The organism is Flavobacterium aeripolare, assembly GCF_013294025.1.
Taxonomy (GTDB): domain Bacteria; phylum Bacteroidota; class Bacteroidia; order Flavobacteriales; family Flavobacteriaceae; genus Flavobacterium.
Genome location: NZ_JABSNL010000007.1, coordinates 194866 through 209036 on the forward strand (window position 1 = coordinate 194866; position 14171 = coordinate 209036).

The 14171-nt window shown below is 33.4% G+C and carries 15 protein-coding genes; 3 read left to right on the forward strand and 12 right to left on the reverse strand.

Features of this window, described 5'->3' with window-relative positions; translation table 11 throughout:
- Positions 1-8: 8 nt before the first annotated feature.
- The 5 genes from HNQ00_RS09890 to HNQ00_RS09910 are packed head-to-tail and all read right to left on the reverse strand — an operon-like array spanning position 9 to position 3092.
- The gene (locus HNQ00_RS09890; RefSeq protein ID WP_173838195.1) at positions 9-716 is read right to left on the reverse strand and encodes a hypothetical protein; all 708 of its coding nucleotides are present in this window, start codon (positions 714-716) and stop codon (positions 9-11) included.
- Positions 717-718: 2 nt separating this feature from the next.
- Positions 719-1387 (reverse strand): hypothetical protein, encoded by a 669-nt coding sequence (locus HNQ00_RS09895; RefSeq protein WP_173838017.1) that lies wholly within the window; start codon positions 1385-1387, stop codon positions 719-721.
- Positions 1378-2061: a hypothetical protein gene (locus HNQ00_RS09900; protein WP_173838018.1), complete on the reverse strand. Its 684-nt coding sequence runs from the start codon at positions 2059-2061 to the stop codon at positions 1378-1380. Before HNQ00_RS09900 ends, HNQ00_RS09895 begins: the two co-directional genes overlap by 10 nt.
- Positions 2062-2071: 10 nt before the next feature.
- Entirely contained in the window at positions 2072-2740 is a 669-nt protein-coding gene (locus HNQ00_RS09905; protein WP_173838206.1) for a hypothetical protein, read from the reverse strand.
- Between the two features lie 10 nt (positions 2741-2750).
- A complete protein-coding gene (locus HNQ00_RS09910; RefSeq protein WP_173838208.1) occupies positions 2751-3092 on the reverse strand; it encodes a PadR family transcriptional regulator in 342 nt (113 codons plus the stop codon).
- 128 nt (positions 3093-3220) lie between these two features.
- Between HNQ00_RS09910 and HNQ00_RS09915 the strand changes: the two genes are divergently transcribed.
- Complete coding sequence (locus HNQ00_RS09915; RefSeq protein WP_173838210.1) at positions 3221-4273, forward strand: ferredoxin--NADP reductase; 1053 nt, start codon at positions 3221-3223, stop codon at positions 4271-4273.
- 90 nt (positions 4274-4363) lie between these two features.
- Here HNQ00_RS09915 and HNQ00_RS09920 read toward each other — a convergent pair whose 3' ends face one another.
- Entirely contained in the window at positions 4364-5371 is a 1008-nt protein-coding gene (locus tag HNQ00_RS09920; protein WP_173838211.1) for a glycosyltransferase family 9 protein, read from the reverse strand.
- 74 nt (positions 5372-5445) lie between these two features.
- Complete coding sequence (locus HNQ00_RS09925) at positions 5446-6051, reverse strand: DUF4254 domain-containing protein (RefSeq protein WP_173838213.1); 606 nt, start codon at positions 6049-6051, stop codon at positions 5446-5448.
- 135 nt (positions 6052-6186) lie between these two features.
- On the opposite strand from HNQ00_RS09925, the gene upp reads away from it, so the two are divergent.
- Positions 6187-6840: a uracil phosphoribosyltransferase gene (gene upp / locus HNQ00_RS09930; RefSeq protein ID WP_173838215.1), complete on the forward strand. Its 654-nt coding sequence runs from the start codon at positions 6187-6189 to the stop codon at positions 6838-6840.
- Here the strand turns inward: upp and HNQ00_RS09935 are convergent.
- Entirely contained in the window at positions 6835-7764 is a 930-nt protein-coding gene (locus tag HNQ00_RS09935) for a DUF6427 family protein (RefSeq protein ID WP_173838217.1), read from the reverse strand. The genes upp and HNQ00_RS09935 overlap by 6 nt on opposite strands.
- A 133-nt stretch (positions 7765-7897) precedes the next feature.
- Here HNQ00_RS09935 and HNQ00_RS09940 point away from each other — a divergent pair, with 133 nt between their 5' ends.
- Positions 7898-8131, forward strand: a complete 234-nt coding sequence (locus HNQ00_RS09940; protein WP_173838219.1) for a DUF6341 family protein — start codon at positions 7898-7900, stop codon at positions 8129-8131.
- A gap of 46 nt (positions 8132-8177) precedes the next feature.
- Here HNQ00_RS09940 and purD read toward each other — a convergent pair whose 3' ends face one another.
- The 4 genes from purD to HNQ00_RS09960 all read right to left on the reverse strand — a co-directional run bounded on the left by purD (position 8178) and on the right by HNQ00_RS09960 (position 14148).
- Positions 8178-9452, reverse strand: a complete 1275-nt coding sequence (purD, locus tag HNQ00_RS09945; RefSeq protein ID WP_173838221.1) for a phosphoribosylamine--glycine ligase — start codon at positions 9450-9452, stop codon at positions 8178-8180.
- A gap of 160 nt (positions 9453-9612) precedes the next feature.
- Positions 9613-10596, reverse strand: coding sequence for a UDP-glucuronic acid decarboxylase family protein (locus tag HNQ00_RS09950; RefSeq protein ID WP_173838223.1), 984 nt, complete (start codon positions 10594-10596; stop codon positions 9613-9615).
- 349 nt (positions 10597-10945) lie between these two features.
- Entirely contained in the window at positions 10946-12625 is a 1680-nt protein-coding gene (locus HNQ00_RS09955; protein WP_173838225.1) for a DUF6909 family protein, read from the reverse strand.
- A gap of 35 nt (positions 12626-12660) precedes the next feature.
- Positions 12661-14148: a GH3 family acyl-acid amido synthetase gene (locus HNQ00_RS09960; RefSeq protein WP_173838227.1), complete on the reverse strand. Its 1488-nt coding sequence runs from the start codon at positions 14146-14148 to the stop codon at positions 12661-12663.
- Positions 14149-14171 lie beyond the last annotated feature (23 nt).

Consider the following 14171-nt stretch of genomic DNA (forward strand, 5'->3'; position numbering starts at 1 on the left):
GTAAAACGTTACACAGATAGTATTTTATATTCGGGATAAGTAGCTATTAAGTACTTTTCTGTTTTTGATGGGATGATATTGAAAATGATAAATACAAAAAATGAAGATAATACCACAATGATGCTCAGCCCCCAAATATAATAGTCGTTTGTAAAAACATTTTGAATATGATTATTCACTTGTGCAATCACATTAAATGGCACAAAAACGGTTGCAGAAAAATTGCCATATTGATTTATGATTTCTTCAAATAGCCATTTCTTACTACTTTGCTTCCTACTTTTTTGTTGTTGGCGTCTGGATTGAATCATTTTATAAATTGAAAAACAAATTAATGCTACAAAAATGCTAAATAGAACAATTTCTTTATGGTTGGTAATTTTAAATAAAGTGAATACAGCAAGGATTAAAAGTACCGTCAGCAATACCTTTGGAAAACTAAAAAAATCTTTAAAATGCTGCCATACTAATCCATTGTATTTTTTGTGCAACGCTGCTTTTCTTTCCTCTACTATTTCCATAAAACCGAAAACGCCAAATTTCTTGAATTCGGTTTGGAGGCTTTCATCAAAAGTACGTGATGGTTGCTCTTGCATTTTTACTTCGATAGCATTTGCAAGATGATCTACCAATTCGGTTTGTAAATCGTAGTACTCCACATAATGCTGCTGAGTAAAAGTGTACAGTTGGTCTATTTGGGGTGCGGTTAGTTGCATATTTATAGTTTAGATAATTTTTTTTCGAATCTCAAATGTTGGAAACCCACGTTTAAATAAAATCCTGAGATAAACAACCACGTAATTGGTAACAAAGCACTCATAAAATGAAAATCACTAAAATTGCTATATCCTCTAAAATTAAATAAACCTGTTGCCAGCATAATTAAAGTGATTACTTGTATAAAACCATTTCGATTGAATAAAAAGCTATAGGTAGATTTATGTTTAGATTGCCACAATTTGAATCTTAAATAGATAATTAATGAAATCCCCAATGCACTAACTGCCTGAAGCATGTTGTTTAATGCTAAAAGTATCTCTTGTTGTGGGTTAAACTTGAAAATAAAGGTAACCGCACCTGCAGTTAAAATCCCCAAAGCAAAAGACATTAAAAGAATATGCTTTACCATTTTTAAAGATTTCAAAATAATAATCTTCGGGACAGACTCTGACCAGATCCAGAAAGATGTACTAGGTTGTAATTTTCCTCGCCAATTTGAGAATGCCGTTTGTAAAGCCTCTTCAAACTGTATTTCTTTATCATCCATTGCAAGTTCAATCTCTGAAGCAATATGATCTACTAATTCTAATTTAATATCATCGTAAACGAGACCGTTTAAAACTAGGGTTTCGTTGACGGTATCGATTTGTTGGTTGGTTAGTTGCATATTAAGGCTTTAGATACTTTTTTTTCGAATTGAAAATGTTTGTATGCCAATTTTAATGTGGATACGGTAAAACTTAATAAAAGGAAAATACAGTACAATGAGCTAATTTCTAAAATAGAATTTATACCTAGAGTTTTATTTGGTATCCAACTTAACGCTATTAAAATTAAACCAACTAACGGCATTCTGCTTCGCTTTTTGAATATAGAACTAAATATTGTATCATTTTTATTTCTCCCTAAAATTCCTCGTAATGCGACAATTGAAACCCACAGTGATAGATACAATAGACTTAAGAATCCAGTTAGGTTTTCAGTTAAAGATGCATCATTAGATAGTTTAATGATACCAAAAAATACTATAAAGCTAATGAAAGAGTACTTAAAAATACTGCGGTTCTCTTTTCTATGAATGGATTCCCATTTATCTATCACAATTCTTGGAGCACTATTTTTTGAGCCTAACCAAATGGAAGTACTAGGTTGTAATTGTCCTCGCCAATTTGAGAATGCCGTTTTTAAAGCCTCTTCAAAAAGTACTTCTTTATCATCCATTGCAAGTTCAATCTCTGAAGCAATATGATCTACTAATTCTAATTTAATATCATCGTAAACGAGACCGTTTAAAACTAGGATTTCGTTGATGGTATCGATTTGTTGATTGGTTAGTTTCAAAATAGAGGAATTAATTTAATTGGTATTGTTTTCTGATATTGGACAAGGACTTTTCATAGATTTTTTTACCTGTAATTAGAGCCAAAACTCCCAAAATCAAAACTGCACAATATAGTAGCTTTAAAATGCTATATTGCTCAATCCATTCCTTACACAGATTTCCTCCATTTAAACCTAAATTCAAAAAACCAAATCCTAGTGCCATGGGATTACTAATTTCAATTTGTAGAAAACGCTTACCGTTGATTTTCCTATTTTTATAGTAGGAGTAAATAACAGGAACAAATAAAGCCAAGAAAAATCCATAAAGCAGAACAATAAATTTCACTGGCTTTTCAAAATAAAACGAAGATTTATAAATAATGATTAGCGCTAGTACACTTGCAAATATCTTTGGAAACTTTAAATAATCAGCAATCATTTTCCACTGCATTCTTCTATATTCTTTTCTTAGAATATGTGTACGTTCTTCTTCAATAGCTTTAAAACCATTCCTACCGAACTTATCCTCTGCATAATATTTTACCTGATGAAAAGTAAGTTCTGGGTCTTCCGCCCAAAATTCCTCCATACTATTAATCATATGATCTGTAAGTTCTACTTGTAATTCATACCATTTGATATCTTTAGAAATGATATAATTTTCTACGTATTCTATTTGTTCGCTAGTTAATCGCATGTTTTATAAATTAAAATTCTAAACTCGGCTTTGGGTTCACTAAACTCTGCATGTTTTTAATAAAATCTTCTAGCTCAGCTAGTCGGTTTACTGTTTCCTTGGTTCCTGCTTCGGTGAGTTTATAGTACTTGCGCATTCGATTATCAACCTTAGCGATTTCTACATCTAGAATTCCCTCCGCTTCTAGTTTGTGTAAAGCGGGATATAAGGCTCCTTCGGTAATATTGAGTTCTCCAGCAGTAATCGCTTTTACTTTTTGGGTGATTTCATAACCATACATTTTGCCATTTTCTTCCAGCAGCTTCATGATAATGGTATTCAAACTTCCCTTATATAATTGTGAATTTTTCATTTCGATCTAATTTTGAATAACAAATATACATAAGATTCTTATACATAATAGTTCTATGTATATAAAATTTCAATATTTTGATTTAAAGAAACCTAATCTCTTTAGTATATTTGTAAAAAAATTATCTCATGTCTTCATTTTTAAAACTAACTATAAAAGAAGTAAAACGAGAAACTGCAACTGCGGTCTCAATACTTTTTAATGTTCCTCAAGAATTAAAAGCCAACTACAGTTTTGTAGCAGGACAATACGTTACTATTAAATTAACGCTAGACGGTCAAGAAATTCGCCGTGCCTACTCTATATGCTCTTCACCTGAAAGTGGCGAATTACGTATTGCTATAAAAGCGGTTAAAAATGGTGCGTTCTCACAATTTGCAAATACTAAGCTTAAAGCGGGTGATACGCTAGAAGTGGGAACTCCTGAAGGGAACTTTATCTTTGAGCCACAAGCTGACCGCCAAAAAAATTATGCCGCTTTTGTTTCTGGAAGCGGAATAACTCCAGTACTATCTATTATTAAGTCGGTTTTAATTAGTGAACCAAAAAGCACATTTGTACTGGTTTACGGAAACAAATCTCCTGAAGAAACGATTTTTCACCATGATCTTCATGAGCTGCACCAGCAATTTGTGGGCCGTTTATACATGCATTATGTATACAGTCAAGCTAAGGTTGACGAATCACTTTTTGGACGCATAGAGAAATCTACGGTGAACTTTGTATTGAACAATAAACACAAAGAATTATCATTTGACAAATTCTATTTATGTGGTCCTGAGGCTATGATCAACACAGTATCAAGCGTATTGAAAGAAAATAATGTAAAAGATTCAGCGATTAAATTTGAGCTTTTTACTTCGTCGACACAAGAAAATACTATATCAGAATCACTTGAAGGACATTCAAAAATCACTGTTATGGTTGATGATGAAGAAACATCATTTGAAATGTCTCAAAAACAAACCATTCTTGACGCTGCTTTAAAACAAGGTATCGATGCTCCTTATTCTTGCCAAGGCGGAATATGCAGTAGCTGTATTGCTCGTGTTACTGAAGGAACTGCTGAAATGACTAAAAATTCGATCTTAACAGACAAAGAAATTGCAAGCGGTTTAATCTTGACTTGTCAAGCGCATCCCACATCTGCTACTTTAACAGTAGATTACGATGATGTTTAAATACTAATAACTCATAAAAAAATCCAACCTTTATTTAAATTAAGGTTGGATTTTTTTTTACACTTTATTAAAACTTGACTACAAACTTGACTACAAATTTGATTTAATTAACTCGACAACCATCGTTGGAGTAATTGTTCGCATCACCTCTTCATAGCCATCAACGACTTTATTCCCATAGACAGAAGTAGGTAGTAAAGGATACTTTTCTCTATCAGGAACTAAGCTGTTTTCTAATGGTTGATTAAAAGGCATAAAACCAGCATAAGGATGGGTTGCTCCCCAGAGCGAAACTACTTTCACCCCTAGCATAGCGGCAATATGCGCGTTACCAGAGTCCATAGAAAGCATGACATCAAGGTTACTGATCAACTCTAATTCTTCAGTAAATTTTATTTTTCCGGCCATATTCACCACATTTTTATGCTGTTGCAAAAGGGAATCTAATATTTCTGACTCTTTCTTTCCACCACCAAAAAGTAGTATTTTATAACTGCTATTTTCTGCTAATTGATTAATTACATTTTGGATTAAATCCAAAGGATAAACCTTAGAACTGTACTGTGCAAATGGTGCAACCCCTATAATAACCGCACTCTTACCTCCTACTGTATTTATTATATTCTCAGTAAGCACCGCTTTTTCAGGAAAACTAGGATGAGACAAATCTACCGGAAAACCCAAACTTTCAAAAACAAATTGATGCCTATTAAACATACTCGTTAAGGGTTTGAAAATTTTATTTTCGGCTCTAGTAAGTGCTTTCTTTTCGGCTCTACCTTTATCTACAGCAGCTACTTTTTTTCCGCTTAAAGCAAAAAGATTACGCACTACTTTAGATCGTAAAACATTATGTAAGTCGGCAAAAGCATCTACTTTTAATGCTCGCAATTCTTGATACATTCGAAACAAACCAAAAACACCTTTATGCTTGTCTTTTTCATCGAAAGCAAAAAAGGAAACCGAAGGAATGGTATCAAAAAAAGGTTTGAAAAACGGCCTAGAAACCACCGTAATTTTAATGTGCGGGTATTGTTTTACAAAGGCGCGTAAAACAGGAACCGTCATGGCGACATCTCCCATTGCGGATAGTCTCATGACGGCTATATGCTTAATTGTAGCTGACAATAGTGCTGTATTTAAATTAATAAAGAATAATCAAACAGTGTTGATTACTTCTTAGCTTGATATAAAACAGGGTTTAACTCATCGTCATTGTACATTTTCATTTGTTTGTACACTTTCATGAATTTGTCTCCGTTTTCAATATCTGTCAATAAATCATCAATTGCACTAGACAAATCTGTTCTTTGCTCTAATAAGATATTCAATTTAGCTTGACATTTATCTCTATGATCTTGACTTGCTTCTGCACGAGTAGCTTCCTCATTCATATGATAAATTTTAAGAGCTAAGATTGATAATCTATCAAAAGCCCATGCAGGACTTTCTGAGTTTATTTTAGCATTTTCTTTTACTACAGTACTGCTGTATTTTTGTAAAAAGTACCCATCAATATACTCAACCATGTCTGTACGTTCTTGATTTGAAGCGTCTATTCTTCTTTTAAGAGTTAATGCAGCCACTGGATCAATATTAGGATCACGAATAATGTCTTCAAAGTGCCATTGCACAGTGTCGATCCAGTTTTTCAAATATAATAAATGTTCGAATTTATCTTTTGGGAAAGGATTGTTTATAGGTTGATCAACATTATCAAATTGATGATAGTCTTTGATACTTTCTTCAAATACGGAATACGCTAGTTTTGAAAACATAATTTTTATATTTTAATAGTTACAAAGATACTTTTTATACTTTTATAAAAAAATTACATAACACAAATCTATACTGCTTGCAAATTTGACAATTTTATAGCCTATTTGCAATCCTTCATTACTAAAATATACATCATGCAAATTCACAATTTATCAGAAAAAAATAGTGTCCTTAATCATTTTCTAGCCCAAATTAGAGATGTAAATGTTCATAAAGACAGTATGCGTTTTAGACGAAATATTGAAAGAATAGGCGAGATAATGGCGTATGAAATGAGCAAGCAGTTAGACTATCAAGAGGTCGCTGTACAAACGCCACTAGGTACTAAAGATACTACAGAAATTAAGGACCAGATTATTCTTTGTTCGATTTTAAGAGCTGGTTTACAACTGCATTTAGGTTTTCTTAATTACTTTGATAATGCTGAAAATGGTTTTGTTTCTGCTTATAGACACCATCCCAATAATGATGCGGAGTTTGAAATTTTAGTCGAATACCAAGCCATCGCTGATACTACAAACAAATACTTGTTGATCATTGACCCTATGCTTGCCACAGGACAATCGATACTTGCGGTGTATAAAAAATTAGTTGAAAAAGGAACACCTAAAGACATTCACATTGCTGTAGTAATTGCTGCTCCTGAGGGAATTGCCTTTTTAGAGGAAAACCTTCCAGACAACTGCCACTTATGGATTGCCGCTACTGATGAAAAATTAAACGATCAATCGTACATAGTTCCAGGACTTGGAGATGCTGGAGATTTAGCCTACGGAGCTAAATTATAGCTGAGAGAAAAAAGTAAACATACTGCATAAAATAATAACAATAAGTACCATCTCTTGCTTCAATTTTATTTGAGGCATTTCGATGTGACTTGCTGCTAACATAGATAACGGCGCAATAGTAAATAATAATATATCATTACTTTTATTTGCCGAAATTAAATATACAACGATCCCTATGATAAGAGAGGCTAATATTTTTTTAAAAGTAGTATGTAGCACTAATGGTCTGTTTGACAAACTACCCATTACTGTCGCTATAAAAAACAATATTACCGTTGCATAAATAGACAATGCGGCATTTTCATAATTTGATTTAAAGTAATTGATAGCAAAACTGGTTTGAACGTGTTCATATAAGTAGTCAATACCGTCAAACTGAAAGACAATACTGGCAGAAATAAACAATATACTCACTCCAAAAAGTGCTATAAATGGTAGCAACCAGTTTTTATAATCTCTTGCAACGTGAAACATAATCGAAATAAAAACCAAAACGAGGTATAAAATACTCCAGAAATGGAACACTGCGGCTATAAAAATCCAAAGTGATGCATCAAATATCTTTTCTTTTGAAGCACTTAACGACTGCAAAGATATTAATCTTCTAAGGGCAAGAATGATGAAAAAATTAGAAACAACAAGATCTAATTTATCAAAAATTGAAGGGAAAAATATCACAAATAAAAAGAAGAACAATATCACGTAAGCCGTGTCCTTACTCACTCCGTTCTTGTTTGCTATAAAATTTGTAAAGAAAATCGAGCCTAATAAAACCAGCAAAACTCCCATCTTATTTCCTATGGTAACAAGATTACTTGCCCAAGTTAAATCTTGAAATTGATAGATAAAAAAGAAACTCACTATTAAAAATAGCACCAATGATAAATTTAACGGTGTAGATTTTTTAAAAATGCTTGTAATCATAAGGATATTTTATACTTTTGTGATTGTAAATATAATACTTGTTTAAATAAAGAAACGAGCAAGTTAATAAAGATTCTTTCTTAAGGGTTTTTAATATTTCAGATTAAATAAAAAACAAAATAATTTTAACGATATGAAAGCATTTTTCGAAGGAATTCAATACTTATTTGTAAACATTCTATTTGCTCCTCTTGACTTTATTCGTGCCTTAGAACTTAAATCTTGGTTTGGTGCTAATTTAATTAACTGGATTTTCATGGCTATTTGTGCAGCTGCGATGGTATACTGGATCAGACAATTAAGAATTTTTGACCAAGCAGGTACAGAAGAACAAGATACAACAGCACACTCTTTCTTTAAAAAATAATCTCCCTAACCCTAAATTGCTTTAGGATTAAGGAAGACTTACTTTATTATAAAAGATCGTTACCGATATCTTTTCTAAAATTCATCTTATCAAAACTTAGTTTAGCTATGTTTTGATAAGATTTTTTTATGGCCTCTTGAAAGTCATCTCCATAAGATGTAATTGCCATTACTCTACCTCCATTACTCAAGACAGCTCCGTTTTCTAGTTTTGTTCCTGCATGAAAAACAATAGAATCTGTTACGTTCTCTAATCCTGAAATTACTTTTCCTTTTTCAAAATTTTCAGGATATCCTCCAGAAACTAACATTACAGTTGTAGCGCTTCTTGAATCTATTTCTAAAGTTATTTCGTCTAATTTCTCATTGGCTGTAGCCAAAAATAATTCAACCAAATCATTTTTTAATCTCGGAATTACAACTTCTGTTTCTGGATCTCCCATACGCACGTTGTATTCAATAACGATGGGTTCGTTGTTCACATTGATTAACCCTATAAATACAAATCCTTTGTATTCAATTCCGTCTTTTTGAAAACCTTCAATTGTAGGTTTAACGATGCGTGTTTCGATTTTTTCCATCAATACAGCATCAACATAAGGAACTGGAGAAACTGCTCCCATTCCGCCTGTATTTAACCCTGTGTCACCTTCACCTATGCGTTTGTAATCTTTTGCTGTGGGTAAAATTTTATAGTTTTTACCATCTGTTAATACAAAGCAGCTCAATTCGATTCCGTCAAGGAATTCTTCGATTACTACCTTCGAACTTGCCTCGCCAAATTTTTGTCCCACAAGCATGTTTCTCAATTCTTCTTTGGCTTCAGCCAAATCATGAATAATCAATACTCCTTTACCAGCTGCTAAACCATCTGCTTTTAAAACATAAGGTGCTTTTAAAGTTGCTAAGAAATCACATCCTTTTTCTACCGTTTCAGCTGTAAAACTGTCGTAAGCAGCAGTGGGAATCTTATGTCTCATTAAAAATTCCTTGGCAAATTCTTTACTTCCCTCTAGTTGTGCACCCACTTTTGATGGTCCAATTACAGGAATATCTTTTAACTGATCGTCGTTCTTGAAAAAATCAAAAATTCCTTTTACTAATGGATCTTCAGGTCCTACAACCACCATCCCTATTTTCTCTTTAAGTACTAATGCTTTTACAGCCTCAAAATCTGTTGGACTAATGTTGATGTTTGTTGCAATGGCAGCAGTTCCAGCATTTCCCGGAACTACAAATAGTTGATCGCAAAGCGGACTTTGAGTCATTTTCCATGCAAAAGCATGTTCTCTTCCGCCTGAACCCAGTAGTAAAATTGTCATTTGTTGTGTTTTTAGTTGTTTGGCAAAAATAATTGCTTTTATACTTAAATAATAATTAAATATTAAAAAGTTAAAAAATAGCAATCGCTTGTTGTGAAGTGATTGTCATACTTTTATAAGCCTTATTCTAGTAGTTATTCAAACTGTATTGTAGTTAATTTTATTTGATATATTCTGTAAAATCTTTGTGCTCTTCTCTAGAAAGTTCCTCCTTTGACAATGACTTGAAATAATCATACGTTAATTTCATTCCTTCTTCACGGTTTACAGTAGCTTCCCACCCTAGTAATTCCTTAGCTTTACTTATGTCTGGTTGGCGTTGTAACGGGTCGTTTTCTGGTAAGGCATGGTAGACAATCTTCTGGCTAGTACCTGTTAATTTAATAATCTCTTCAGCAAAATCTTTAATGGTGATTTCGTCAGGATTCCCAATATTTACTGGGTACACATAATCAGAATACAACAATCTAAAAATCCCTTCGACTTGATCGTCTACATAACAAAATGATCTTGTTTGCATTCCATCTCCAAAAATAGTTAAGTCTTCACCTCTTAAAGCTTGACCTATAAATGCTGGAATCACACGACCATCATTCAATCGCATTCTAGGTCCGTAAGTATTAAAAATTCTAACAATTCTTGTTTCTACACCGTGAAAAGTGTGGTAAGCCATAGTTATTGATTCTTGAAAACGCTTTGCCTCATCATAGACTCCTCTTGGTCCTATGGTATTTACATTTCCATAATATTCTTCGGTTTGAGGATGTACTAATGGATCTCCATAAACCTCAGAAGTAGATGCTATTAAAATACGTGCTTTTTTTACACGAGCTAGTCCCAGTAGGTTGTGTGTCCCTAATGATCCCACCTTCAATGTTTGAATAGGAATTTTTAAATAATCAATGGGACTTGCCGGAGAAGCAAAATGTAAAATATAATCTAGCTGCCCAGGAATATGAACAAACTTGGTAATATCATGGTGATAAAATTCAAAATTCTCTAATTTAAAGAGGTGTTCGATATTTTTTAAATCTCCTGTTATAAGATTATCCATTCCTATAACGTAATATCCTTCCTTGATAAAACGATCACATAAATGTGACCCTAAAAAACCTGCAGCACCAGTGATAAGTATCCTTTTCATAACTATATTTTACTGCTGCAAGGTATAAAAAACATTCAAGATTAACGCATTTTAAACCGCTTTAAGAGCAACACACATCATATTTATAACTTCCTAAATTACGGCAATTTTCTAGTCTTAAAAATCGTTTTTTTCGAAAGTAAAAAGAAAATACATGTACTACTTGTTAAGCTCGCTAAGCTTTTTTATTTTCGAATACCACTACCTCAGCAGCTATGAATTACAACAGTAACCTAATTAAGATTATCCCTAGACTATAAAAAAAAGCCACTGAAACATCTTATTTGCATAAGTTAATTTCAATGGCTTTTAGTATTCGATCAATAGCATATTTAGCTATATCCTTATTTTATTTAGAGTTAAAAATTTGCTCTAATATTTTTATTGTAATCAAGTAGGTGGGTTTTACACCTGTAGTACCTAATCCTCCAGAAGCTAGTGTGCTTCCTGTTTCAAGTGGATTATCTGAGGCATAATACGCATATCTCACCTTAATATCGTGCGGCACACTTTTTCTAATTTTTGAGGCAGATTGAATCGCTTTTTGGTAGTAAGATCCCTCCATTTCAAGACCTATTACTCCCCAAGTTGATTCGTGGAAGAATTTTAATAAATCTCTATTTTGCAATGACGTTCCTAGAACAGTGACCATTGCTCCTGCAAAAACTGCGATATCGTTTCCTTCAAACATTTCAGCTGATAATTCATTTTCAAAGAAATAATTATCTGCTGTTCCTTCATTGATATGGGCATTAGGGATCATGATATCACCTTTTCCTCCTTCAAGAATTCCTGCTTTACCCATAATAGAAACCGATTCTACATTCAATAAAATATCTTTCTTGAATGGTTTTAACAATTCATCAATCGTTTCATAAGCTTGCTCTCCAAAAGCATAATCCATTACAATTAAAACCGGCTCTTTGTTATCTAATTTAGCATTAGGAAATGACGAACTTGCCCACTTAATTTTTGCTGTGTCAAAAATTTGAACGTCAATATTTGTTCCTGAACTATCTGGCACTGAAATCATTCCTTGCTTTAAAGCGACCTCTTCTACTTTGTTACGCACATCATGTGCTCCAGACTTACTCAACTCTTCATAAATAAAGAAATCAGGTTTGTCTTTAAACTGCGTTTTTAAAACATTTGTAGCAAAAATAGAGTTCATCACAGAGTGCATATTGGCACTAATTACGTGAATAGGTCTTTCTAACAATCCATTTTCTTTCAAGACTTCCTTAATATTTGTAGCCCAAATTTCACCGTGAATATGGTGTCCTAAACGCTCTCTTAATATAGGGCTAAAAGTAATTGTACGCTTGTTGTTGCCTATGATTTCTTCAATAGCCAACTTCCCTAACCAGTAAATTACATGTAAAAAACGGTCTGGCGCAGCATCTGAACCGAAAGAGTCATATATATTTAACACCTCCTCAAATGTTCTACCTAAAATGTTAGCAGCATGAGAAATTGCTTTCTCTTTTTCAATAAGTGATAATTTCTTTGTTTGTGATACCGCTTGCTCTAGCTTCATCCAGTCGCGAGAAACTTCACCAGCATCGTCAAGCAATACTCTATTTCTAATTTTGTGCGATTCGATAAATATAAACGTTAAGTGCGTCAAAATATCATAAATATCTGATCGACCACGTGTGATTTCAACGTTCATTTGCTCTTCGTCAATACGGTAGCAATTACGTCTTCTTTTAGGGGGAACAATTGCTTTAAAGTGTGATCTAGAATACCCTTCATCAGAAGTTAAGTTGATAAAACGACACTCTTCAATACCCATAGGCAAACGCTCAATAACGTATAGAAGTCCGTTCAATTCTACTTTTTCCTCTGCAATATTTCCATAAATTTCAGGGCGTAACGCTAGCAATGCTTCGCGCAAAGTATCCCCAGAAATTCCCATTGGTTTGTAAAATCCTCTATTGAATAAATGGCGCATAGTGATGTACATTTTTTCAATAGCAGCCGATGATTCTTGTGCTCTAGATCTTGATATGTTTTTAGTCTCTTTCATTTCTTTTTATTTTCTAACCTGCAAAGGTAATTTTTTTATTTAGTCTTTAATTGGTCTACAATATTTCTATCATTCGATAATCTAGGAATTTTATTTTGACCACCTAATTTGCCTATCGATTTCATATACTCTTGAAATCCGTTTTTTACAACTGTAGTTACAACAAGTTTTTTCAAGATATTCCCCACGATCAAATCATCATAATATATATTTTGTTTTCTCATGGCGTTGTCTATCGCTTCTGCAAAAGCGTGTTCGTCTTCAGGCAAATTTTCAAATTCAATGAACCACTCATGAAAAGGCAAACCTGTTTCAGGATTAATCTGTGGAGCCACCGTAAATTCATTTACTCTTACCGTAGTTCCTTGCATTGCTTCTTGCAAAGCGCGTTCTACCTCGGTTCCTATAACGTGTTCTCCAAAAGCAGATATGTAATGTTTTATCCTTCCTGAAACAATAACTCGATGCGGATACAAACTTGTAAATTGAACCGTATCCCCTATGTTATAGCCCCATAATCCTGCATTTGTAGAAATAATTAAAACATAGTTTGTTTTTAATTCTACCTCAGCAATCGTGTAACGTCTAGGGTTTTCATTATAAAATTCGTCGCTTTTTACAAACTCATAAAATATTCCTGCATCTAAAAGCAGCAACATTCCTTTCTCTTTCTGGCTATCTTGATAGGCAAAAAATCCTTCAGAAGCTGGGAATAATTCGATACTATCCACTTTGCGACCTATTAAATTTTCAAATTTAGCGCGGTAGGGTTCAAAATTTACGCCGCCATAAATAAAGAGGTTGAAGTTTTTAAAAATTTCTCCCACAGCTTTACCCCCTTTTTGCTGTAAGCGCTCAAAATACATTTGCACCCAAGAAGGTATTCCTGAAATCACCGTCATATTCTCATGAAAAGTTTCCGCTACAATAGCATCCACTTTTTTCTCCCAGTCTTCGATACAGTTAGTTTGTAGCGAGGGCATACGGTTTTTTTGTAGATATTTTGGAACAAAATGCGCTACGATTCCAGACAAACGTCCAAATTGTATGCCGTTTTTTGCTTCTAATATTGGACTCCCCTGTAGAAAAATCATTTTACCATCTACAAAATCAGCATTGCCAGTTTCATGTATGTAATGTAAAATAGCATTTCGTGCTGCTTGAATATGATAAGGCATGGATTCCTTTGTCAGCGGAATATATTTTGCACCAGATGTTGTCCCAGACGTTTTAGCAAAGTATAATGGTTTCCCCTTCCAGAGAATATTCTCTTGACCTTTAACTACTTTTTCAACATAAGGTTTTAGGTCTTCATAATCTCTAATGGGTACTTGCTTAGCAAAATCTTGAAAGTTCTTTATTTGCGCAAAATTATGGTCTACGCCAAATTCCGTCTTTTTTGCATCAGCTATTAGCGATAAAAACACCTTCTTTTGACTCTCTGCAGGATGCATTGCCCACGCTTGGGTTTGTTTTACTATTTTGTTAGCAAATACTTTTGCAGCAATTGATTTTATTGACATTTTTTGTGGTGTTCATTTAAAAA